21 protein-coding genes are annotated in these 24,437 nt (G+C 43.2%); 14 read left to right on the top strand and 7 right to left on the bottom strand.

Annotated features, from left to right (window positions below):
- Positions 1-142 precede the first annotated feature (142 nt).
- Positions 143-433 (top strand): co-chaperone GroES, encoded by a 291-nt coding sequence (locus ACMUMK_RS02170; protein WP_348112635.1) that lies wholly within the window; start codon positions 143-145, stop codon positions 431-433.
- Positions 434-471: 38 nt separating this feature from the next.
- Entirely contained in the window at positions 472-2,124 is a 1,653-nt protein-coding gene (gene groL, locus ACMUMK_RS02165) for a chaperonin GroEL (protein ID WP_414699487.1), read from the top strand.
- A gap of 204 nt (positions 2,125-2,328) precedes the next feature.
- Here groL and ACMUMK_RS02160 read toward each other — a convergent pair whose 3' ends face one another.
- From ACMUMK_RS02160 to ACMUMK_RS02150, 3 genes are all read right to left on the bottom strand, one after another.
- Complete coding sequence (locus ACMUMK_RS02160; protein WP_414699486.1) at positions 2,329-3,543, bottom strand: M24 family metallopeptidase; 1,215 nt, start codon at positions 3,541-3,543, stop codon at positions 2,329-2,331.
- A 56-nt stretch (positions 3,544-3,599) separates the two neighbouring features.
- A complete protein-coding gene (locus ACMUMK_RS02155; RefSeq protein ID WP_414699485.1) occupies positions 3,600-4,217 on the bottom strand; it encodes a LysE family translocator in 618 nt (205 codons plus the stop codon).
- A gap of 81 nt (positions 4,218-4,298) precedes the next feature.
- Positions 4,299-5,192 carry a LysR family transcriptional regulator gene (locus tag ACMUMK_RS02150; RefSeq protein ID WP_414699484.1) on the bottom strand — a complete coding sequence of 298 codons (894 nt, stop codon included), beginning with the start codon at positions 5,190-5,192 and terminating at the stop codon, positions 4,299-4,301.
- Between the two features lie 120 nt (positions 5,193-5,312).
- Here ACMUMK_RS02150 and ACMUMK_RS02145 point away from each other — a divergent pair, with 120 nt between their 5' ends.
- From ACMUMK_RS02145 to ACMUMK_RS02135, 3 genes are read left to right on the top strand one after another with little or no spacing between them, the layout of a single operon-like run.
- Entirely contained in the window at positions 5,313-6,299 is a 987-nt protein-coding gene (locus ACMUMK_RS02145; RefSeq protein WP_414699483.1) for a zinc-dependent alcohol dehydrogenase family protein, read from the top strand.
- Between the two features lie 51 nt (positions 6,300-6,350).
- Positions 6,351-7,301, top strand: coding sequence for an LLM class oxidoreductase (locus ACMUMK_RS02140; protein WP_414699482.1), 951 nt, complete (start codon positions 6,351-6,353; stop codon positions 7,299-7,301).
- Between the two features lie 13 nt (positions 7,302-7,314).
- A complete protein-coding gene (locus tag ACMUMK_RS02135) occupies positions 7,315-8,124 on the top strand; it encodes an SDR family NAD(P)-dependent oxidoreductase (protein ID WP_414699481.1) in 810 nt (269 codons plus the stop codon).
- Between the two features lie 8 nt (positions 8,125-8,132).
- On the opposite strand, the gene ACMUMK_RS02130 is transcribed toward ACMUMK_RS02135, so the two are convergent.
- The gene (locus ACMUMK_RS02130) at positions 8,133-9,017 is read right to left on the bottom strand and encodes a LysR substrate-binding domain-containing protein (protein ID WP_414699480.1); all 885 of its coding nucleotides are present in this window, start codon (positions 9,015-9,017) and stop codon (positions 8,133-8,135) included.
- A 113-nt stretch (positions 9,018-9,130) separates the two neighbouring features.
- Here ACMUMK_RS02130 and ACMUMK_RS02125 point away from each other — a divergent pair, with 113 nt between their 5' ends.
- The 5 genes from ACMUMK_RS02125 to ACMUMK_RS02105 all read left to right on the top strand — a co-directional run bounded on the left by ACMUMK_RS02125 (position 9,131) and on the right by ACMUMK_RS02105 (position 16,309).
- Complete coding sequence (locus ACMUMK_RS02125; protein ID WP_414699479.1) at positions 9,131-10,480, top strand: aminotransferase; 1,350 nt, start codon at positions 9,131-9,133, stop codon at positions 10,478-10,480.
- A 210-nt stretch (positions 10,481-10,690) separates the two neighbouring features.
- Positions 10,691-11,428 carry an ABC transporter ATP-binding protein gene (locus ACMUMK_RS02120; RefSeq protein WP_414699478.1) on the top strand — a complete coding sequence of 246 codons (738 nt, stop codon included), beginning with the start codon at positions 10,691-10,693 and terminating at the stop codon, positions 11,426-11,428.
- On the top strand, positions 11,425-12,873 hold the full coding sequence (locus ACMUMK_RS02115; protein WP_414699477.1) for an ABC transporter permease: 1,449 nt from the start codon (positions 11,425-11,427) through the stop codon (positions 12,871-12,873). The genes ACMUMK_RS02120 and ACMUMK_RS02115 overlap by 4 nt, the downstream gene beginning before the upstream one ends.
- Positions 12,870-14,174 carry a DUF3526 domain-containing protein gene (locus ACMUMK_RS02110; protein WP_414699476.1) on the top strand — a complete coding sequence of 435 codons (1,305 nt, stop codon included), beginning with the start codon at positions 12,870-12,872 and terminating at the stop codon, positions 14,172-14,174. The genes ACMUMK_RS02115 and ACMUMK_RS02110 overlap by 4 nt, the downstream gene beginning before the upstream one ends.
- 38 nt (positions 14,175-14,212) lie before the next feature.
- Positions 14,213-16,309 carry a TonB-dependent siderophore receptor gene (locus ACMUMK_RS02105; protein WP_414699475.1) on the top strand — a complete coding sequence of 699 codons (2,097 nt, stop codon included), beginning with the start codon at positions 14,213-14,215 and terminating at the stop codon, positions 16,307-16,309.
- A gap of 81 nt (positions 16,310-16,390) precedes the next feature.
- On the opposite strand, the gene ACMUMK_RS02100 is transcribed toward ACMUMK_RS02105, so the two are convergent.
- Complete coding sequence (locus ACMUMK_RS02100) at positions 16,391-16,633, bottom strand: hypothetical protein (protein WP_414699474.1); 243 nt, start codon at positions 16,631-16,633, stop codon at positions 16,391-16,393.
- Positions 16,634-16,692: 59 nt separating this feature from the next.
- Positions 16,693-17,736: a YHYH protein gene (locus ACMUMK_RS02095; RefSeq protein ID WP_414699473.1), complete on the bottom strand. Its 1,044-nt coding sequence runs from the start codon at positions 17,734-17,736 to the stop codon at positions 16,693-16,695.
- A 216-nt stretch (positions 17,737-17,952) separates the two neighbouring features.
- Here ACMUMK_RS02095 and ACMUMK_RS02090 point away from each other — a divergent pair, with 216 nt between their 5' ends.
- Both ACMUMK_RS02090 and ACMUMK_RS02085 read left to right on the top strand, forming a co-directional pair.
- Complete coding sequence (locus ACMUMK_RS02090; protein ID WP_414699472.1) at positions 17,953-18,324, top strand: hypothetical protein; 372 nt, start codon at positions 17,953-17,955, stop codon at positions 18,322-18,324.
- A 91-nt stretch (positions 18,325-18,415) separates the two neighbouring features.
- Positions 18,416-20,398 (top strand): TonB-dependent receptor plug domain-containing protein, encoded by a 1,983-nt coding sequence (locus ACMUMK_RS02085; RefSeq protein WP_414699471.1) that lies wholly within the window; start codon positions 18,416-18,418, stop codon positions 20,396-20,398.
- Between the two features lie 129 nt (positions 20,399-20,527).
- Here the strand turns inward: ACMUMK_RS02085 and ACMUMK_RS02080 are convergent, their stop codons facing one another.
- Positions 20,528-21,022: a hypothetical protein gene (locus ACMUMK_RS02080; RefSeq protein WP_414699470.1), complete on the bottom strand. Its 495-nt coding sequence runs from the start codon at positions 21,020-21,022 to the stop codon at positions 20,528-20,530.
- 260 nt (positions 21,023-21,282) lie between these two features.
- On the opposite strand from ACMUMK_RS02080, the gene ACMUMK_RS02075 reads away from it, so the two are divergent.
- Both ACMUMK_RS02075 and ACMUMK_RS02070 read left to right on the top strand, forming a co-directional pair.
- Positions 21,283-23,250, top strand: coding sequence for a TonB-dependent receptor plug domain-containing protein (locus tag ACMUMK_RS02075; RefSeq protein WP_414699469.1), 1,968 nt, complete (start codon positions 21,283-21,285; stop codon positions 23,248-23,250).
- A 43-nt stretch (positions 23,251-23,293) separates the two neighbouring features.
- On the top strand, positions 23,294-24,415 hold the full coding sequence (locus tag ACMUMK_RS02070; protein ID WP_414699468.1) for an HmuY family protein: 1,122 nt from the start codon (positions 23,294-23,296) through the stop codon (positions 24,413-24,415).
- The last annotated feature ends 22 nt before the right edge of the window (positions 24,416-24,437 follow it).

The following is a 24,437-nucleotide window of genomic DNA, read 5'->3' as shown; positions in this document are numbered from 1 at the left end:
AATGGCCAACCCCATCTCTGGACGCAGAACACAGTTCTAATCATAGAATTCTGGATGGGTGAAAGCTTCAGCCATCCAATAACCGCCTAGAATACTTAGGCAATAAACACCATTAACATTGGAATTTTCAGGAGATTTGAAAATGGCAATTCGTCCTTTAAACGATCGCGTTATCGTTAAGCGTCAGGAACAAGAAAGCAAATCTGCAGGTGGCATTGTATTAACAGGCTCTGCAGCAGAAAAATCTACTCGCGGCGAAGTCGTAGCAGTAGGTAATGGTCGAGTACTAGACAACGGCGAACTAAAAGCTGTTGACGTAAAAATCGGCGACATCGTAATTTTCAACGATGGATATGGCGTAAAAACTGAAAAACTAGACGGCGAAGAAGTGCTTATCCTAGGTGAAAGCGACATCTTAGCAGTAGTTGAATAAATCCAATCCATTAACAGAATTTTAGAGGAATAATTATCATGGCAGCTAAAGAAGTACGTTTTTCTGATGACGCACGCGTAAAAATGCTTGCAGGCGTCAACGTTCTAGCTAACGCAGTAAAAGTAACACTTGGTCCTAAAGGCCGTAACGTAGTTTTAGACAAATCATTCGGTGCACCTACCATCACTAAAGATGGTGTATCAGTAGCCAAAGAAATCGAATTAGAAGATAAATTCGAAAACATGGGCGCACAAATGGTTAAAGAAGTAGCGTCTAAAGCAAATGACGAAGCCGGTGACGGAACGACTACTGCAACTGTACTTGCCCAAGCAATCGTAACTGAAGGTTTAAAATCAGTTGCTGCTGGTATGAACCCAATGGATCTTAAGCGCGGTATCGACAAAGCAGTGGTTGCTGCAGTTGAAGAACTTAAAGCACTATCTGTTCCTTGTGCCGACAGCAAAGCAATCGCACAAGTAGGAACTATCTCTGCTAACTCTGATTCAGAAGTAGGCGACCTTATCGCTGAAGCAATGGACAAAGTTGGTAAAGAAGGTGTTATCACAGTTGAAGAAGGCCAATCTCTACAAAACGAATTAGACGTTGTAGAAGGTATGCAATTCGACCGTGGTTACTTATCTCCTTACTTCATGAACAACCAAGAAAACGGCACAGTTGAATTAGACAGCCCATTCATCCTATTGGTTGACAAAAAAGTATCTAACATCCGTGAATTACTTCCAACCCTTGAAGCCGTAGCAAAAGCCTCTAAGCCTTTGTTAATTATTGCTGAAGACGTTGAAGGTGAAGCACTAGCTACACTAGTAGTAAACAACATGCGCGGCATCGTAAAAGTAGCGGCAGTTAAAGCACCTGGTTTTGGTGACCGTCGTAAAGCTATGCTTCAAGACATCGCTACACTAACTGGTGGTACTGTGATTTCTGAAGAAATCGGTCTAGAGCTTGAAAAAGTAACACTAGAAGACCTAGGTACAGCTAAGCGCGTTGTTATCAACAAAGACAACACCACTGTTGTTGACGGTGCTGGCGAAGAAGAAGCTATTCAAGGTCGTGTTGCGCAAATCCGTGCACAAATCGAAGAATCTACTTCTGACTACGACAAAGAAAAACTTCAAGAGCGTCTAGCTAAACTAGCTGGCGGTGTTGCAGTAATCAAAGTTGGTGCAGCTACCGAAGTTGAAATGAAAGAGAAAAAAGACCGTGTTGAAGATGCACTTCACGCAACACGTGCTGCCGTAGAAGAAGGCGTAGTTGCCGGTGGTGGTGTAGCTCTAGTTCGCGCAGCGTCTAAAGTTAGCAACCTAACAGGTGAAAACGAAGACCAAACTCACGGTATCAAATTAGCACTACGTGCAATGGAAGCCCCACTTCGTCAAATCGCAGCTAACGCCGGTGCTGAAGCATCAGTAGTGACTAACGCTGTTAAAAATGGTGAAGCTAACTTCGGTTACAACGCTGGTAACGACACATACGGCGACATGATCGAAATGGGTATCCTAGATCCAACTAAAGTAACTCGTTCTGCACTACAATTTGCAGCATCAATCGCAAGCTTGATGATCACCACAGAAGCTATGATTGCCGATGCACCAGCTGACGACTCAGCAGCACCTGCAATGCCTGATATGGGCGGCATGGGTGGAATGGGCGGCATGGGTGGAATGATGTAATTTTACTAGTCTAAAACGTTGATTTTGGCGTTGTTATTTGGCTCACGTACAAACGTACGCTACGCTCATAACGCCTTGTACTAAACGTTTTATTCTGCGTAAAACATCACGCTTCACTCAAAGCTTTGCTTTGAAATAATAAAAAACCCGCTTTATGCGGGTTTTTTATTGGTTTTAATTTCAGTGTGTCTACTGTTTTGCCCATTACAACCCAAAGGGGTTATCTATGCTTTCGCTGGGCTCGGTAAACCAGCGTGGGCCTTTGTCAGTCATGTAAAAGTGGTCTTCTAAGCGAATGCCAAATTCATCGGGTATTACTAGCATTGGCTCGTTACTAAAACACATGCCTTTAGCGAGTGGTGTTTTATTACCGCCAACTAAATAAGGCCATTCGTGAATGTCTAACCCAATGCCGTGGCCGGTGCGATGGGGGCAACCTGGTGTTTGATATTCTGGGCCTAAACCTTGTGTGGCTAGGTATTGGCGGGCAGCTTTATCCAGATTTTCACAAGGTTCACCAATTTTAGCGGCGTTAAAGGCTGCTTGTTGCGCGGCTTTTTCAGCGTCCCAAAACTGTCTTTGCCTAGCTGTTGGCTCGCCAAATACGTAAGTGCGGGTAATGTCTGATATATAGTCGTGTATTTTACAGCCAGTATCGATTAACACTACATCTCCAGCTTTTAGCGTTTGCGGATCTTTTACTCCATGGGGGAATGATGTCGCCACGCCAAAAAGTACAATACAAAAGTAATTACCAGGTGCGCCCACTTTTTGGTGGGCTTGCTTGATAAAAGCTTCGACCTCTGTGGTGGTGATACCCGCATGTAACATGCTTGCGGTAGCTCGATGTACAGCCAACGTCATATTCATGGCAGCTTGCATAAGGGCTATTTCGTTATCTGACTTATGCATTCTGCAGTGGGCTGTGACTTCTTTTGCGTTAATAATATTTAAGCCAGTTTGCGCTTTATTGATGCCGTCGAATATAAAAAACTGCGCGCTTTCATCAATGCCGATAGTGGCGGTATTCGCTATGTTTAATTGCTTTAAAACGTCAACAAATAAACGATAAGGGTTTTCATGCTCTTGCCAGCCGTGAATGGGGCCGTCTATGACTTTGAATCCGTTCAAACTGCCTATTTCAAAATAAGGAGCTATGTATTGTATGCTCCCTTTTGCAGGTAAAATAGCCCCTACCATGCGTTCGCTAGCGTGCCATTTCATACCGGTAAAATATGTAAGGTTGGTTCCAGCGTTTAGATAAATAGCATCAATATTATGAGCCAGCATATAAGCTTGAGCCTTGGCCATTCGTTCTAGGTGCTCCTTTGGCTCAATAGGCCTAAGGTTAGCTGTCATATCAGTTAAGCCAGCTAACGCTTGTTCTGGTGACTGGGTACCCACACCAATAGTAGTCATGTTTTCTCCAAATTCTTAACAGCTATAAATCAAATATCCTAGGGGCTAGAAAGTAGCTAGCTCAAGGCTAGCCAAATGCCCACACCAATTAACAAGGTGCCAGAAATAGCATTCATCCAGCGTATGTTGTTACCTCGGTTAAGTAGGCGCTTTAAGCCTTTACCGCCTGAGGCATAGATGAGCATACACACAAACTCACTAAGCATAATAACCGCCACCAGCGCTAAAAGTTGCCAATAAATAGAGCGACTAGTATCAATAAAAGGCGGCAAAATAGATAACATAAATGCCCACCCCTTAGGGTTGGCAATGGCAGTTACAAAACCTTGCGACATTAAAGCAAAACGGCTTAGGGTTACATCTGCCTCAGCGTTCAAGCTTAGGTGACTACCCGACCAATACATTTTGCACCCTAAATACATCAGGTATATCCCCCCTATCCACTTAAACCAAGTAAATAATGCCGGATAACTCAACATAATGGCCGCAGCCCCCATCACGGCCGATACTGCAACAACCGCAACGCCGAATACCTCTCCAAGCATCATCCATAGTGTTCTACGCAGGCCAATTTTTAAGCCCAATGTCATCGCCAAGGTCATACACATACCTGGGGTAATTGAGATAAAGAACATAGTGGGAATAAATACGGCTAGGGTGGCTAAAGTTGGCATAGGCTGTTAGTAAAAATAAAACTGGCGCTAGTTTACGGTGCCGCGAATAGTTTTAAAACCGAATAAATGCGTAAATTAAGGTTACTCATCCCAATAAGGGCTATCACCAAAAAACTCTAGGTAATAATCAATAAAAGCTCTGACTTTAGGAGCCAACATTCTAGAACTAGGGTACACCGCCCAAATTGCTGTGTTCGCAACTAAAGGGTAGTTAGGCAATACCTCAACTAGTTCACCACTTTGCAACTGCTTATAGGCACTCCAAGTTGAATTAATAGTGATCCCCATGCCGTTAGTACAAGCATCCCGTATGGCCTCACCGTTATCGGTTGAAAAGGATCCCTTGGCCTTCACAGAAATAATATTGTTGCCGTCTTTGAAGCGCCAAGTATCTAACCCCATCAAAGAGATACAATTAAAGTTAACTAAATCTTGAGGGGTATCAGGCGCACCATAATTGGCTAAAAAGTCAGGAGAGGCACATAAAATGCGTTTATCAGGTGCTAACCTTCTAGCAATTAGACTTGAGTCTTTTAAGCCTGAATTACGCACCGCAATATCAAAGCCCCCTTCGACTAAATCTACAATGCTATCAGATAGCTTTAAGTCCACCTTTAACTGAGGATTAGCGTCTAAAAAATCACTTAAGGCAGGTAAAAGATGCATTCTGCCAAATGAGGCAGGGGCAGCAATACGCAAGGTGCCACTTGGGGATAAACTCCCTGCCCCAACCGATGCTCGGGCGGCTTCAACACTGTCGAGCACATCTTCTGCATGGTGTAAAAACGCTTGGCCATCTTCAGTCAACGACACTTTTCGGGTAGTTCTATGGATAAGACGAACCCCTAAATTTTCTTCAAGTTTATTAATATGAGCACTGGCCACAGCGGGCGATAGCCCCAGTTCAGAGCCAGCCAAACTAATATTGTGTGTAGCCGCAATGCGCACAAATAGCCTGAGATGCTCTATATTCATTAACCACCCATTATCAACAAAATCTATATAGTCATTCAATAAAGATAGCAATTATCAAATATTATAACAATAACTATACTGGCTTCACTTAAACGAACTCCACTAAGCAGGACGTAAAAAATGAAAGCAATGATAGTTAAAGAATTTGGTAATAGTGATGTATTCGAATTAGCCGACGTAGCAAAGCCAGCGGTAAAAGCAGGCCACGTACTGGTGAATATTAAAGCAACAAGTGTTAACACAGTTGATACCATGATCAGACAAATGGGACCTGATTTACCTTTATCGCCACCAGCCCCTGCTATCTTGGGTATGGACTTTGCCGGTGTAGTAGAAGCTATAGGTGAAGACGTAAGTGATTACAAAATTGGTGATGAGGTATATGGTTGTGCTGGCGGACTAGCAGACTTACCAGGCACATTAGCCGAATATATAGTAGCCGATGCTAATTTAATTGCTTTAAAGCCTAAAAACTTAACTATGGAGCAAAGTGCTGCCATCCCCTTAGTAGGCATAACCGCCTATGAAGGCTTGCAGCGTGCTGGCATAAGTCAAGGTCAAAAAGTTTTAGTGCACGGTGGCTCCGGTGGCGTAGGTCATATTGCCATTCAGCTTGCTAATTATTTTGGCGCACAAACCTTTTCGACGGGTGGTGGAGACAATCAGTTAGCACTTATCGAGCAACTTGGAGCTACGGCTATAAACTACAAAACAGAATCAGTTAGTGATTATGTTAACCAGCACACACAAGGCGCTGGGTTTGATTTGGTATTTGATTCTGTGGGCGGACTCAACATGACAAATTCATTTGAAGCTGCCAAGCTAAATGGTCATGTAGCCTCTACTGTGTCTATGGTAAGTCTAGATTTATCAACAGCTCACTTTAAAGGGCTTTCTCTTCATGTTGTGTTTATGCTTATTCCAATGTTGCACAACCAAGGTCGTCAGCAGCACCACACTATTCTGAAGGCCCTAGCTGACATTGCAGAAGCTGGAAAGCTTACCCCAGTGTTAGACGAGCAAAGCTTTTCCTTAGAGCAAGTAGCCGATGCACATGCTCGTTTAGAGAGCGGAAAAGGTATGGGTAAAGTTGTGGTTTCTATCTAATACCAAATCTAACAAGGGGCAAGTTATGCCCCTTGCTTACAAAGCGAAAACATGAGTATGTCATTTCAATCAATTAACGCCGGATACAATGCCACCTTTAATGAGAACAAACTCTCGTTAGGATTAGTTGTGCCACTAGTGAATTACGCCCATAGTTCAGTGCCTACCATGCATCAGCAAATTGAACGTATTCAGTTGGCTGAAAAGCTAGGGTTTGCTGCTGTATGGCTACGAGACGTTCCTTTTAATGTTCCGTCTTTTGGTGACGCAGGACAAGTGTATGACCCTTTTGTATATTTAGGTGTCTTGTCTGCTATGACCTCAAAGATAGCCTTAGGGGTAGCCAGTATGGTGCTGCCACTGCGTCATCCGGCTCATGTTGCTAAATCGGCAGCAAGTGTTGACCAATTATCCAATGGGCGGCTTATCCTTGGCATTGCCTCAGGTGACAGGCCAGATGAATATCCCGCTATGAACATCCCCTTTGATGACAGAGGTAGTCGCTTTAGAGATAGTTATGAGTACATACGCAAGAGCTGGAAAAACGCCTCCCAGTTCACCAACCAGTACGGGGAACTAGGAAATGACTTAGATATTTTACCTAAACCCGTAAATGGCCGTTTTCCCATGTTAATTACTGGCAGTAGCCAGCAAAATGAAACTTGGTTAACCCAAAATGGAGATGGCTTTATCACCTATCCCAGAACACTGCATACTCAAGAACAAATAATTAATCGTTGGCGCCAACTCAGCAGTAAATTTGGGCAAGTCAGTAAACCCGTGATGCAACCTTTGTATATAGATATTCAAGATGATGACAATGCCCCTATGGAGCCTATTCACCTTGGCTTTAGAAGTGGTGTAGTGGCGTTAAAAGAATACTTGTTGGCTTTAGAAACCATAGGCGTTAACCATGTGGCATTAAATTTACGCTTTAACCAAATGCCGATAAACAAAACTCTGCAACGAATTGCAGACCAGCTTTTGCCACTTTTTAAGTAAGGAACGAATCAAGATGAAAAAAATACTGATCACTGGCGCAACTGACGGCATTGGACTAGAAACAGCAAAACTCCTTGCCTCAAAAGGTCACCATTTACTCATGCATGGCCGTAACACAGGCAAGCTGCAGGCCGCTGTTGAACAAATAGAGCAACAATCACCAAACGCTTTAATAGATATCTACCTTGCTGACTTATCTAACTTTAATGACATAACACAATTAACCCATACCGTTAAGCAAGAACATAGCAGCCTTGATGTCATCATCAATAACGCTGGGGTATTAAAAACGCCACAAACTATTACCAAAGATGGCTTAGATTTACGCTTTATGGTTAATAGCTTTGCGCCGGCAATCATCACCCATTCTTTATTGCCCCTATTAAGTGATGATGGAAGAGTCGTGAATCTTTCATCGGCAGCCCAAGCCCCTGTTAATACACAGGCTATGAAAGGCGAAGTGGCAATGAAAGACGATTTTCAAGCCTACGCCCAAAGTAAGCTTGCTCTTACTATTTGGTCTAAGCAGCTTCAAGCACAGCTCAAACCTAAGCAAGTTTCTGTCGCAGTAAACCCTGGCTCACTTTTAGCGTCAAAAATGGTAAAAGAAGGCTTTGGAATGGCCGGTAACGATTTGAGTATAGGCTCAGAAATTTTAGTTAAAGCAGCGCTATCGGAAGAGTTTGCAGATGCATCAGGCAAATATTTTGACAACGATGCTAAACAATTTGCCTTGCCTCACACATTTGCTAGTAATCAAGATAATTGTGAGGCGGTTATAGCCACAATGAATTCGATGATAGAAAAACACACTAGCAACTAGTTTGCTAGTTAGCTCTCCATTGTTTTTTTAATCCAATCGATAAACACTCTCACTCGTAGGGATTGCTCACTTGGACTTTGGGAGACAATAAACAACTGCTTAGTTGGCGCTATTGTGTGGTCCCACAAACCTATCAAGCGCCCTTGGCGAATATAGTGAGCCACCTCTAATTTATCTGCTAGCGCAATACCAAAACCAGACAAAGCAGCATTGATAGCTTGATGGGCATTGACCAACTGAAACCGCCGAGTACTTTTAGGGATCTCGATATTGACGCTACTGAACCAATTTTTCCAAAGGTTAGATTGGTCCACAATCAAGGTAAAATCCAATAAGTCTTGGGGAGCCTTTATATGTTTATTGTTCTCTAACAATTGTGGCCTGCAAATCGGAAACAGTTGCTCCTGATACAAAAGCTCAGTGTGTTTAGCAGTCTTGCTTGGTTTACCGTAACAAATAGCCACATCAATACTACTATCTAAATCTACCGCACCTGGTTCTATCATTTTCAAACTTGTGGCAACTTCTGGGTACTGTAATTGAAACTCACCAACGGCATCTAAAAGCCAAGTAGATACCTGCGACTCGGTACTGGCCCAAATAAGTGGCCCTTTAAGCTCTTCAGGAGCGATATTAAGCGCCCCTTGAATTATGGTGTCTAAGCCTTCGGTTGTGGCATGCAGCAAGCTTTGTCCTGCTGATGTTAACGCAAGTTTATTATGCCTGCGGTCAAACAATTGCACCCCAAACTTATCTTCTAATAATCGAATTTGCCGACTGACAGCTGCATGGGTTACACCTAGCTCTTGGGCTGCAGCTCGCATATGCAAATGCCTACCACACACTTCAAAGGCTCTAAGGGCATTTAGGGGTAAATCTCGCCTTGTGATCACGGCAACCTCTTGGTTAGTTTTAATTACCAATAGGGTAACAATATATAGATTGTGGTAACTAAAACAAACAAATAATATGGTACACACCTGTTAAAAACCTAATTGGAGTGCCTATGTCTGCCATGATTTACCCCACATCAAACTTTGCCGATCAACAAAAACTCTGTTTTGAACGAGCCGAAGGTGTCTATATTTTTGATTCAGATAATAAAAAATATTTAGAAGGCATGTCGGGACTTTGGTGCACAGCATTAGGTTACGGTAACCAAGAATTAATTGATGCTATTTCAGAGCAATTACAAACCCTTTCATTTAGCCATTTATTTGGGGGTAAAAGCCACACTCCAGCTGAAGAGCTAGCCAGTAAAATTGCCGCAATGGTGCCAATTACTGATGCCCATGTATTTTTTGGTAATTCAGGCAGCGACGCCAACGATACCCATTACAAGATGTTGCGCTATTACTTTAACGCCATTGGCAAACCTGAAAAACGCAAAATCATTACCCGTCAGCGGGCTTACCATGGTGTTACTGTTGCCTCAGGCTCACTAACCAGCTTACCAGTGAATCTTGCTCATTTTGATGCACCTTTAGATGCCTTACATATTTTACGTACAGATGCCCCACACTATTATTCTGGGCATCAAGTGGGTGAGTCTGAAACACAGTTTGTTGACCGAATATTAGGAAATCTTGAAAGGCAAATACTCCAAGAAGGTGCCGATACAATTGCAGCCATGATAATAGAGCCTATCACTGGCGCCAGTGGCGTGATTGTGCCACCAGAAGGTTACTACCAAAAGCTACAAGCTCTACTGCGTAAACACGACATCTTGATTTGGGCAGATGAAGTCATCACAGGGTTTGGTCGTACAGGTAATGATTTTGGGTGTACCACTATGGGGATCAAACCTGATCTTATGACATTTGCGAAGCAACTTTCTTCGGCCTATTACCCTATAAGTGCCTCGGTTATTCCAGGTTTTATGTACGATGCCATGATCGAACAAACCAATGCCAGCGGAGTATTTGGTCACGGCTATACCTACTCTGGCCACCCAGTGGCATGCGCGGCAGCGTTAAAAACCTTAGAGATTTTTGAGAGAGACAATATCTTTGAAAAAGCCGCAAAAGCCGGTGACTACTTACATCAGAAACTAGCAACATTAGAGGCTCACCCTTTAATAGGTGAAATTCGAGGCGCAGGGTTATTAGCTGCAATTGAGCTAGTGGCAAATAAAGAGCAAGAAATACACTTTAAAGATGCAAAAATTGGTGCGTTCGCTCAAAAGTCTTGTGAAAACCATGGGCTCATTGTGCGCGCGGTTGCAGGTAACTCAATCGCACTATGCCCACCTTTAATTATCAGCAATGAGCAAATAGACGAGATAATAGAAAAACTTACAAAAGCACTGGATGACACCCTTGTTTTTGCCAAACAGCAAGACTTGTTACAAGCCTAACTTTTCATTTCGGCCCTTACAACAAACCTTAAGCCGCACACACTAATGTGCGCGGCTTAAGTTACTCACCTAAACTCAGCCAACACTTATAGCCAAATACCGCGTTTTATACTCTGTCGTTCTGGATAACCCTAGATTACTGATTGCAACCCACAATCGTTATATTATAACATACCAAAAATAACGTTATAATATAACAATAGGTGTACTGTGGGTACAAACGATCAAGCTAACTCAGTCATTGAAGTATCTTCGCTGTGTGTAAGCATTAATAAAAAATCCATTCTAAAAAATCTCAGCTTCCATGTAGATGCAGGTGAAGTCTATGCGTTACTTGGTGGCAATGGAGCCGGTAAATCTACAACCTTAAAAACCCTGTTGGGTTTCAACAAGCCCAGTGAGGGCATAGCAAAAATTGATGGTGACCAAGTGTCAACCGCTCTTAACCAAGTCCGCAGAAAAACCGCTTATTTGCCCGAATCTGCCACCTTGTATTCACACCTTACAGCCAGAGAAAATGTTCAATATTTTCTATCCTTAGCTGATATCAAAAAATCAGACACTGAAATCAATCAAGCATTTGACCGGGTAGCATTACAACCAGATGCCCGCGACCGCTATATGCGAACCTACTCTAAAGGCATGCGCCAAAAAACAGCAATAGCCTTAGCACTGTTGCGTGAAGCTCCTATATTTTTATTAGACGAACCCACATCAGGCCTAGATCCCGTTGCCATTGACGAATTTAATCAACTCGTTCGTGAGCTCGCAGCCACGGGGGCCACTATATTAATGGTTACCCATGATGTTTATGGAGCTTGCCAAGTGGCTAACCGAATTGGCTTGTTACGAGACGGCGCTTTAGTGGGCGAATTTGCTGCGTCAGAGAATTGCCCAATAGAAACAGAACAAGTCCATGCAGCCTTCACCCAAAGGGTTTTATCGTGACTAGCAACACAGGTTCAAAATTACTCTTAGTCGCCAAAGACGAGTGGCGTTATTGGTTACGCTCTAAATTAGCGGTTTCAGTTTTGATTATTGGTGCACTGTTAACCTTATCATCTGTGATTGTCACCTCAATAACTATGATGGAGCTGAGCCATACCCGACACGAACTTCAAGACAATGCAGAAGAGACCTTTGCAGACCAACCTGACAGGCACCCCCACAGAATGGTGCATTATGGTCATTACGCCTTTAGGTCTCCCTCTCCCTTAAGCATTTTGGACCCTGGCATTGATGCTTACACAGGTAATTCAATTTTTCTTGAAGGTCACCGTCAAAATAGCGCTATGTTTGCCGACCAAAAACAAGGCACGGCACTGACTCAACTAGGTAGTTTAACCCCTTCATTTATCGTCCAAACTTTAGCGCCCTTGCTACTGATTTTGATAGGTTACAGCTCAGTCAGTCGTGAGCGCGAGTCGCAAACTCTTACCTATTTATTATCACAAGGAACCTCAAGTACAACCTTAATAGCGGGTAAGGGCCTAGCCCTACTCTCTGTTATTGCGCTTATTTTAATACCTTTAGCAATTGCGGCCTTGTTTAGTTTACATGATGGAGAAAGCATCCTAGCTATTTTAGGGTTTGTATTAGGCTATGGCCTTTACTTAAGCATATGGGCTTTATTGGTTTTGTTGTTTTCTACTGCTTTCTCTAAAAATAGTGAAAGCTTTACCGCGCTAGCCTTTTCTTGGATATTGCTTTGTGTGGTTATGCCGCGCATAGCCAGCACTGTTGCAGCAACGTCTGTCCCCTCAGCCGGAAAAATTGAAACAGACTTTGCCGTCATCGCACAATTACGAAAACTAGGCGATGGCCACAATGCCGCCGATCCTGCCTTTGATAAATTAAAAACTTCATTGCTAGAAGAGTACAAAGTCGATTCAATCGAAGAGCTACCCATTAACTACCGCGGGGTAATAGCAAAGGCCTCTGAAGCCGAACTTACCCATGTACTTAATGAATTTGCTGAAAAGCGAATGGATACTGAGCTTTCGCAAACCCTAGTATCAAGAGCTTTTGGTTGGTTATCACCTATGGTGGCTATCCGTTCATTATCTATGATAGTGGTTGGCACTAGCATAGAAACCCATCATAGATTTTTACGAGAAGCTGAAACCTTAAGGTTTGACTTTGTACAAGGCCTAAATTCTGTGCATGTAGAACAGCTTAGTTATCAAGATGATATGAATCGAAATAATGATGCACAAGCTGCACAGAAGGCGCGAGTGGCAGCCGAAAACTGGCAGGTACTAGAAGACTTTAACTTCAATGTTGACCCGGCAGGCCAGAGATTGCAGCGAAGTGTATCGGCATTTTTACAGCTCGCTCTGTGGATCTTTATTTTACTCATCGCCATAAGAACCCTTGGGAAGCGCCTGATATGACTTACTTCTTTGCACAGCTCTCTAGAGAATGGCGATTTATGTTACGCCAAAAATACATACTTGTACTCTTGGCTTGTACCCTTCTCATTTCAGGGTTTTCAGTATTCAGTGGCTTAAATGAAATAGCCCAGCAGCAACAAACCATTGCACGATTAAAGGCTGCAGATACACAAGACAGGGCGGCAGCTCAAGCCAAACACCATGACGTTGGCTCTATTGCTTATTACAGCTTTCATCTTACCTATTCCATGCCAACAGATTTAGCGTTCGCGGCCTTAGGTGAGCGGGATATTTTCCCTTGGAAACACAGAATAAAAGTGTTGGCGCTAGAGGGGCAAATTTACGAAAGTGACACCCAAAACCCCGAGCTAGCTCAAGGGGGAAAAATCGACTTTGTGTTTGTGCTAAGTGCCTTGTCACCTTTGTTGGTTATTTTGTTGTTTCATGACTTATTTGCAAGTGAACGCACAGCCGGCAGGCACGATTTACTCGTTACCACAGCAAAATCCCCTTGGGCATTGTGGGGCGCTAGAAGCGCAACACGGTTTATTTGCCTACTATTTTGCCTGATGTTGCCGTTTTATATAGGTGCTTGGCTAAGTGGCACTAACTTAGGCCATGTCGTTCTGGTTTCTTTGTATAGCCTGATATATCTCGGTTTTTGGACCTTGATTAGTCTTTACTGGGGCAAAAAGGCCAGCAGTGCACCTAGGGTAGCGTCTGGCTTAATTGGCGTTTGGGTATTGTTTGCTTTCATCATTCCTATTTTAGGAGATTTGGCGATTAACAACTCAGTGCACTCACCTAAAGGTGGTGACATTTTGTTAACCCAGCGCGAGGCAGTAAATGATGCTTGGGATATTCCTAAAAAAGTCACTATGGACAAATTTACAAACACCTACCCAGAGTGGAAAGATCACGTAGCGATGCAAAGTATGTTTGAGTGGAAGTGGTACTTCGCCTTCCAGCAGGTGGGCGACCAAAGTGCGGCTTCATTATCACAGGCCTACAGAGAAGCTGCACAAAAAAAATATGAACTTGCAGGATACGCATCTTTACTTTCTCCGCCTCTGTTATTGCAGCGTTTGCTAACTCGCCTAGCCGATACGGATGCCGTAGCTGCATTTCAATACGAGCAACAGATACGAGATTTCCACCAGCAGTTGAGGCTGTTCTATTACCCGTTTTTGTTCACCGATAAACCACTAGGTGCAAAACAACTGGCTAGCATGCCTAGCTTTGAAAAACTCATTCAAAAACCAAAAGCTGATATCAAGAGCAGTACTGATACAGCCCAGTAAGTCGTTTATTTACACACAATTAATAAAAAGGTTTTACCATGAACACCACCACAAAAGGGCTAAAGCTCACCTACTTAAGTGTATGCTTAGCTAACTTATCTATTCCTTGCGCAATTGCAGCAGAAGAAAATGCAGATGCAATCGAAACCGTTGAGGTAATAGGCTCTCGCCAAGCTTACCAAGGTAACTTTACCCCTTTAGAAACCCCACAGTCTGAATTAAGAATCAACTCAGAAGCCCTACAAAATGCAGGTGCCTTTGACCTAAACCAAGCCTTAGATTTATCTGCCTCTGTGGCACGTCAAAATAACTTTGGAGGGCTGTGGAATAGCTTTGCTGTTCGTGGTTTTGTGGGGGACGAAAACCTGCCAAGTAATTACTTAGTGAATGGATTTAATGCAGGCCGTGGCTTTGGTGGCTCCCGTGATTTGTCTGGCATAGAGTCGGTAGAAATATTAAAAGGTCCAAGAGCTGCATTATTTGGCCGCGGTGAGCCCGGTGGCACAATCAACCTAGTTACCAAGCGAGCTAACTTTAGTGATAAGGCTGAGGTCACTGTATCAGTGGGGAGTTTTAGCACGCTACGAGGGGATCTAGATGTAAACAAAGTAGTTTCTGATGATCTAGCCGTTAGATTTGTAGGTTTTTATGAAGATGCAGAAAGCTTTCGTGACACAATAGAAACCACAAAACAAGGTTTCAGCCCGTCGGTTTTATGGTCCATAAGTGACGATAGCCAACTTACTTATGAGCTTGAATACAGCCACCAAGAAATCCCATTTGACCGAGGCGTTATTGCTATTGATGGTAAGCTTGGTGTGATACCAGAAAGCCGCTTTTTAGGCGAGCCTGGTTATGGTCCTATAGAAACCGATGTCTTGGGTCATCAAATTGAATTTCAAACAGACATAAATCAAGATTGGAGTGCTTTACTAGGCTTTAACTACCGTGATACTTCGCTAGAAGGATTAGCCTCAGAAAACGGATTTAGTGCACCAGATGAAGACGGCAACTTTGGTCGCTTTAGCCGTTATCGCGATTACGATGCTATCTATCAGGTATTCAGAGCTGAGCTAAGTGGCAGTTTTGAAACAGGCTCATTAACCCACAGCCTTATAGTAGGGATTGATTCAGACAAATTCGAAAATGATCAATTTGCCCTAAGAGACAGATCCACAGACCAAAGCATCAATATTTATGATCCTGTTTACGGGCAATACCCAGAGTCGTCTCTGGCCCTAGCAAGTAACATTGACCGTATTGAGACACAGGAAAGTTCAGGCTTGTACATCCAAGATCAAATTAGCTTAACCGACAAGTTAGACATTCGTATTGGTGCCCGCTTTGATGACTACCAACAAAAACTGGTTAACCGTTTATCCGATAGTACTTCTGAATATTCAGAGTCGAAAGTGAGCCCTCAGCTTGGGGTTGTCTATAAAGCCTCTGACGCTTTATCTTTTTATGCAGCATACGGCGAAAACTTCCGTCCACTTTCTGGAGCAACAGATGAAAACGACTTAGATCCAAATTTATCTGAGTCCACAGAGGTAGGGGTTAAGTTTGCCCTCAATGACGGGGCGCTATCGGGAACATTCGCAATCTTTGATGTGAAACAATCTAATATCGCCACCTTTGATGCAGACTTTAATGCAACAGCAGTAGGTAAAGCAGCTAGCCAAGGGGTTGAGCTTGATTTGACAGGTGACATCACAGATAACCTAAGTATTTGGGTTTCATATTCTTATATTGATGCAGAAACCAAAAACGACTATACCGATGCTATTTCTTACAACTTTATTCCTGCTGGTTCAGACCTGCTGAATATTGCTGAGAATCAATTAAGCCTACAGTTGGTTCAACAAACCCAGCTAGCTGAGAGGGATCTAGATCTAATAGCCGGATTAGTCTATGTGGGTGAAAGAAGTGGTGAGTTTGGTGATCCTAGCTTCAAATTGCCTGAGTACACTACAGTTCGTCTTGCCTCAAACTACGCGGTATCTGATGCATTGACGGTACGCGCAGAAGTAAACAACCTGTTTGACGAAGAGTATTACACTAACTCTTACGCTAGCGTTTGGGTTCAGCCCGGCACACCTCGCAGCTTTAGAGTATCGGCTACTTACAACTTCTAGATGTAAGGCTACACATTCAATAAGACAAAAAGCCCCCATATGCTAAATATGGGGGCTTTTTATTTTACTTAAGCTCAAAGGCTACCTCTGAGTATCTTCATGACTATGGTCTGGTTTTGTATTTTTGTTAGATGTATCGAGTTGTTGAATGGGCTGATTTCTCACGCATAACAGACTTTCTGCCATATGTTGGCAGGTACCAATATACAAATCATTATGAACTCCTTGATATCGACACGCCTTAGACCTTTGCTTTTGCACACATGCTTTAATGGCGAGTTCATTTAAAGGACCAGAATGGGCATAGGCATTAGTTGCCTGCATACCGAGACTCACCGTAATGATCAGGAATATAAATAGATTAAACCTAGGTATCTTCAAGTTTAATGTTCACCATTTCTTGGTGGAGCACCATTAGGTGGAGGTCCGCCCCTTGGAGGTGGGCCACCTTGGGGACCGCCACTAGGTCGTACAGTTTCACCGTGTAAACACCCTATAAATAGGTTCTCGCTGGGACTGGCAGCATGGTAGTGATAGCCTCTTACAGCATCGGTTTGCCCACGGCACTCATCTAAGCCTTCAGCTTCTTTACCTTGGGAGTCTTTCATAGCATAAATGCCATAGCCATCTATGGCGTAACCTATCAAGGGTGCATGATCATTATCGGTATTTACTGCCCTATCAGTACATCCTGTTGACGAATGATAATGATAACCTTGGTGAACATTAATATGCCCACCACAGTCATCAAAAGCAGCAATAGTATATGCCCCTAAAATCGCATTAACAGGTGCAGGGCCAGACAACTCACTACCGTCTAATGCTATACCAACAGTGCGCACTCGCCCTGTTCTTTTGGCTGGGATAGGAGTGGTGGGAATAAGATAAGTAACCGAAAAATCATCGTCTAAGTACTCTAGCTTACACTCGATGCAATTTTGCATGTACTGGGCTTCAACATCTGGTTTTGCCGCCCCTAAGCAAGCTTCCTTGGTTGCGGTATAACGCACTTTTTTAGTGTCGGCGTCATACACCAACCACTTTTCATCACCATAATATTCGTCAAGTTTCAGGATAAACTCACCTGTTATATCGACTAAATCACCTGAACCATTTTTATCAAACCAAGCTCCACCAGCATCGGCACCATCATCAATTGTTCTTGGACAAAAAGGGCCCGGCTCTCGACCAGCTGGTGCGCCTGTTGTTATAAATTCATAACAACTAGTTTTGGTGCCTTGCGCCGTTTCACAATCTACAATTTTAGGTGCTTGGCTAAACGCTCCTTCAGTAAACATTGAGATATCTATGCCTTCTGAGATATCAGCTGACTCCGACTTTAATTGGGTCTTACCATCACAACCAAGCAAGACCAAAGAGCCCAGTGCAAATGCCATGAACAATGACCCACAGTGTTTTAAATTCATTAATACCTATCCTTAAACTCATATGGGGAACAACAGCCCCTCACCTACACCCACTCTAATAGTTTATAGCGTAATTGTGCAGATAATATGGACATTATTAACCTTTCGGCACAACTGGGCCTGCTGATACATTTTTTGAAACTGTTTGTTCTTTTAGTTTCTTCACTTCTACCCAAAAGCTCATTACAATGGCGCTGACATTTACTAGAGATAAACATGTTCAAACCATTTTCAAAATTGTTGATTATAACTAGCTTATTGATTGCCTTTGTAGGGCAAGCTATGGGTTCTTATGTTGTAATCTTTGATGATGCTAGAACCAATCAGCAAGTAACCCCCCAGCAGCTAGACGCAGATGAAGCCGGTGATAATCATGGTATTGCCGAAAAAGACGACTGCTGTGATGTTGACTGCTGTGAAGGCGAGTGCTTTTGCCCAGCTAACGCTTGCGTCTCTATGGTTTATCTAAACAATAGTCTTGCTCAGTCAACCCTTAAACTCATAAGTGAGTTTGCATTACCCTACACGCAAAAATCCCCCCATTATATTGCTACCTCTTTGTATCGGCCGCCTATTTTTACCTCCTAGGCTAAACCCATAATCACCCCTAGAAAACACTAAAAGTCGTTATATTAACTGCGGAATTGTCGCAGTTTTTAGCATTATTTTGAGGTAAAAAATGCTTACTAATTATTCTAAAGTCGCGCTGGCTATTTTGTTTGCGCCCCTACTATCTTACGCAAATGAAGGTGAGCATCACGAAGATCACCATGACGAGCATGGCGAGCCTAAGATTGAAAAAATTCAGGTTACGGCATCACGCCTTGGCCGCATAGTCACTGAATCAGCGACCCGTACCGAGATTATCAATGGCGAAGAAATTCAAGAAAAAGCCATGATGCGCCCCGGTAACATTTCTATGTTGGTTGCCGAAACCGGAGGAGTACGTGTACAAACCACCTCTCCTGCCTTAGGCAGCGCCAATATTCGCTTGCAAAGTTTATATGGCCGCTACACCCAGTTATTAAGTGATGGTTTACCTTTGTACGGCGGACAAACAGCCTCTATCGGCTTGTTACAAATCCCCCCTACCGATTTGGCCAATGTAGAAATTATCAAAGGCTCTGCTTCGTCACTTTATGGCGGCTCAGCCCTCGGTGGTGTGATTAACCTTATTTCTCGTACTCCATCAGATGAATTTGAAGGCGAGGTCTTACTAAACGCCACATCAAAAGATGGCCAAGACCTTACTTCGTATATTGCATCACCCATAAATAAGCGCACTAGCGCTTCGCTTACCGCTGGCATCCACAATCAAGAACAGCAAGATTTAGACAATGATGGCTGGCTCGACATGGCTGAGTTTCAACGGGCTACACTTCGCCCCCGTTTATATTGGGAAGGAGAAAACGGCGCCAACTTATATGTGACAGTTGGCGCCATGAAAGAAGAGCGTGTGGGTGGCACTGCTGAGGGGGCAAGCGTTCCCGATGGCAATGCTTTTATCCAAAGCCAAGATTCACTTCGCCTCGACAGTGGCTTTATATTTGATCAGCCCCTTAATGATGAGCTTAATCTTAATATACGTGGCTCGGCTATGCGCCAAGAGCATGACCACATTTATGGTACGGTACAAGAAAATGACCTTCATCAAAGTTACCTACTTGAGTCCAGTGTTTCGGGTTACAAAGATACAGCTGCCTGGGTGGTTGGCCTAGCCTATCAAGTTGACCGCTTTGAATCAGAAGACTTTGCTGAGTTTAATTACAACTACCAAGTGCCGGGGTTATTCTCGCAACTAGATTACGAGGCCTCTGATGATGTTTCGTTATCACTCAGTGCCCGCGCAGATTGGCACAGCGAATACGGCACGCAATTTAGCCCGCGGATTTCAGTCTTGTATAATCCAGATAGCTGGACCATTCGCGGTGCTTACGGACAAGGTTTCTTTGCCCCTACTCCCTTCATTGAAGACATTGAAGATGCTGGCTTATCACGCTTAGCCCCCTTTGATGATGTGGTTGCAGAGCAAGCCACCACAGCCTCAATAGATATCAGTTACGTATTTGATAGTATCGAAACTAGCATGGTTTTATTTGCTTCTGATGTTGATAATGTCACCGAACTTGAAGAGGTTGAGCCAATTGATACTTTTTCAGACAAGCAAGTGCGTATCGTCAATGCTCCAGGAGAAAGCGAAATTCGTGGCGCTGAATTACTGCTTCGTTATCGCTGGCATGACATAAAGCTAACCGGTAGTTATCTGTACACAGACGCGACCAAGCTAAGTGAAGATGGCCTTGGACGGGCGCCCCTAACACTCACCCCGCAACACTCGGCGGGTGCAGTTATCATGTGGGAAGAGCATGGCAGTCATCTTGTGGGGTTTGAAGCATATTACACGGGCACTCAACACCTTGAAGGTAATCCACTTCGCAGTAGAAGCGACGCGTATTGGCATTTAGGTTTACTTGGGCAAATTACCATTGGCAAAGTGAGTTACTTTTTAAATGCCGAGAACCTGCTCAATGTGCGCCAAACTAAAGGCGAATCCTTAGTATTGCCACAGCAAGCCCCAAGCGGACGCTGGACCACAGATATCTGGTCACGAAACGACGGCTTTACTGTGAATGCAGGTGTGCGTATTCAATTTGGGGATTAAAGACTCAACAAACTTAGTTAGTTGATTATCATCCAGAGTGAGAGACAAATAAGGGTTTCTCACTCTGGATTCAAAAATGTTTTATACACAAGGGGAAAATCCCAGTGCTATGATGCCAGTTAACAACCCTCAATCAGATATCGTACCTGCGATAACATAAGCATCACTATTAATCGTAATAATGAACCCTAAATTCCAGAACACTGCATAAAATGGGTAGCCTTTTTTAAGCCAGAACTCTTTTATACTGCTTGCATGGCTGGTTAAGCGTTTCAGCTCGCTACCTAGCTCTACTAAATGCTCGCCATGCTCAGCAGAGCCAACATAAGCCCTGTTAGGATGGGAGCTGCCAAGCCCCTCATAGCTAAGCATAGCGCTAATCCCTGCTATTAATTCTTGTTGATTGGATATAGCTATTTTCTCGATGATCACCTCACCTTTCAAGGCTTTATTGAGGATCTCTATTGGTGACTTTTCTGCATAATCACAAACCGGATAAATTTCGAGTTCAGCCACATAGTTAGCTGAGTCATCATGTAACCTGTCAACAAGGCGCTCAAGTTTAGTCACTAATACATCTATATTTTGCATACCTGCTACCGCCTTAATTAGGTTTTTATTCACCCTGAGCTTCCCAATATAAATAGTGCTTTTTACTGGGTCAATAACCCAAAAGTTAATGTATTTAGGCCGGTTGCCAGCAACTCATATTATGGAAATTTGGTATCAGCTACAGCTGTTCATAAACCATGTAGGGTTGAGCGATGGGTAAACACCTCAACATACGTCTCCCTCAAAGACTTTGCTTGATTTTTATCACAAACACAAATACCATAAATACAAATGAGACTAATTACTATTTAGATTTAATGTTTAGAATTGCAATGTCTGTGCTTTTAGTTGCCGTATCACAGGCAAGTTATGCCAATCAATCATCAATAGAAAAGGTGGTGGTAACCGGCACCCGTTACGCTGTACTGCAGTCTCAAAGCCCTGTATCTGTAGACGTCATTACTGCAGAAACATTAAAAACCATCAGTCATGGCACTTTGGCGAGTGCCCTAAATTACATTCCTGGCGTGGTGGTAACACGCAACCAAAAAGACGGTTATACCGTGCAGATGCAAGGTTTTAGTAGTGACCATGTGTTGGTGTTAATTGACAGTCAGCCTTTCGTTTCTCCTACTGGCTCATCGGTGGACCTAGACCAAATAGGTGTACTTGATATCGAAAGAATCGAAGTTATGCGCGGCGCAGGATCTGTACTCTATGGAAGCTCAGCTATGGGTGGCGTAATTAATATCATTACCCGTAAGCTTAGGTCAGATCATCTCAAGCTAAACTATCAAGCTGGTAGCTATAGCAGCAACGCCATCGAATCGGCAGATTTAACCCATTTATTGCAACTTGATGGCAGTAAAAATCTAAAGGGCTGGCAGTCATCGTTAAGCTTACAAGCTAGCTCTGATCCCGGCTTTGATTATGAACCAGAAACAGTAGCGCAAAGCGCTCCTAGTAGTGACAAGTACCTTGTGAACCTTGGCCTAGTAAAGGCATTTGAGAATGACCTCAGTGTTTCAAATAAGCTTCGCTATTTTAACGATGCCAAAGAAAAGTTTAGGTATAGCATTCCCGGGCAAGAGCAAGATATTCGCTATATTTCTGATGTAGAGCAATGGCAGTGGGATTTGGGACTGGCGAATGGCCAAAATTGGGAAGTTAAATCTCGTGTACTCAATCATATTGAAACAAGTGGCGATACCAATGCATTACGTGATGCAGATATAAGTTTAGCCCAGTTAGATGGCCAAATTAATTGGCAATTTGGAGATATTGACTTGGTCTCAGGCCTAACTGCCCGTCTGGACAAACTCAATCAAACTAAGCAAAACATCACCACAGGTGAAATAGAGTCTTATGAAGTTGATGATGAGTCTGCCCAATCAATTCAAGGGTTCACACAAGCAAGTTGGTCCTTAGCTGACCATGAATTAGTATTTGGCACACAACTGCAACATGACAGTGATTTTGGTCTGCAGTCCGCTTCACGTTTAAACAGTTTATTTAATTTTGGTAATAGCAGTAACGCAAATGGTTTTGCAGAAGACGGCAGTTGGCAACTCAGGTTAGGTTTAGGGCAAAGTTATCGGGTGCCTACACTAAAAGACCGTTTTTATGTGTTTGACCATAGTAATTTAGGTTACATGGTTTTAGGGAACGAAGACCTAATTCCAGAAGAAGCCTTAACGGCAAACGCAGAGCTTAGCTATCGCTTATCGAACACCAAAATATTTGATATAGCCGTTAATCAGCTCTCAGTTCGCATGAATTTACACACCAGTAAAGCAGATAACTTTATTACTACTGTGGTTGACGCTGAAGCCTCAGCCGAAAGTGGCTTGCTGATTAGTCGCTACGAAAACATTGATGGAGCCGACCTAAATGGTTTTGATATCTCGGCTCAATTTGCAATGAATAAACTCGACTTACAATTTAGTTATAGCTATATCAGCGCTAAGGATGACGCAGATGAGCATCTAAGTGATCGCCCTACCCACCAATTAAAAGGCAACCTAAATTGGTCGCTGCCATACGACATGCAAAGCCTTTTGTATGTGGTGTATGAATCAGGGGAATACCCCTCAAGTTCACAAGTAGGCGTGGCTCGTGATCATTGGATGACAGTTAACTTAAGCATAAATCAGTCCATAAACCAACACTGGGACTGGCGAGCAGGTATCGACAATATTTTTGACAATCATCAAGACGAAACCGCTATTGCTGCAGGTTTACTTGATGTTCGCCCCTTGTCTAGCAGGTATATCTTTGCAGGCATCTCGTACACCTTTTAAGAAACCACATTAAAAAACAATTGAATACACAGGAACATTACCCATGAAAATAAAATACCTTTCATCCTTAATCATTGCCGCCGGACTATCTGCTTGCGGCAGCTCAGGAAATGATGACGAAACTCCTACGGTAGACGATGTTGTTGAAGAGGTAGTAGTCGAAGAGGGCACCATTGTTGGGCCTTTTAGTACTGGCAGTACCTCAGAGCCTGTAAGTGTTTATTATGATTTAGATGCAGGAGCAGTCGTAGACATAACAGAAGAAGAAGCTGCAAATAATAGCGTATGGGATATTGCTTTTAAGCGTACCGCCATATCACTAAACACCCATGCTGATAACACTGTTGGTATGTACTTTACCGACGTCAACAGTGATTTTTTTGATGCTGAAGGTGTTGCTATTGCAGACTCTTTTATCAACGCCACAGCAGATACTGAGTTAGACGACTATCTAGCTGTAAGCAGTGACTCTATGCCAACAGATGCAGAGTATAGTTATGATGCTAGTGATTATGTGATTGGCGACAAGTTCTATAACTATGACTTTGCAACTCACCAAGTAACTGCCGCAGACGATGTCTACTTTATAGTAAGTTCGGATGATGCTTATACTAAATTCAGAGTGACCTCATTAACCACTGCTGGTTTTACTATGTCCAACATCACATTAGAGGTTCAACATCAAAGTAGCCTAGACGGCGAAACCGAGTTTGCTGCAGCTGAAACCATTGATTTAGATTTAAGCGGTTGTACTACGGATATTTACGTTGATTTCGATTTGGCAGAGCAAGTATCAGTAGATGATGCATGGGATATTTATTTGCCATGTATCACGGTCGACCCAGATACAGGTGCTGATTTTTATATTTACATAGCGGATGATGCATCAGCCTTTGTTGATACAGACAACGAATATACAGGCTTAGACGTTGCAGCTCACGCGTATTATGGCTTTGAAGCCAACTCCACTCTAATTCGTTCATTTGATAGCAGCCCTTGGTATCAATATGGCTTAAATGGTGGTCACTTATTGTGGTCTCAATATGGCGTGTACCTTATCGAAACCAACTCAGGGCAGTATAAGTTACAGATCACCAGCTACTACGATGAGAGCGGTACGTCTGGCAACTACAGCTTCCGTGCCGACAGTACATCAGCTGAATAATCAACTTTGCATAACCAAACAC

This window comes from Paraglaciecola sp. 2405UD69-4, assembly GCF_047525415.1.
Lineage (GTDB): Bacteria > Pseudomonadota > Gammaproteobacteria > Enterobacterales > Alteromonadaceae > Paraglaciecola.
The sequence above is the reverse complement of the archived record's forward strand: the minus strand, read 5'-3'. Positions and strand labels throughout refer to the sequence as shown.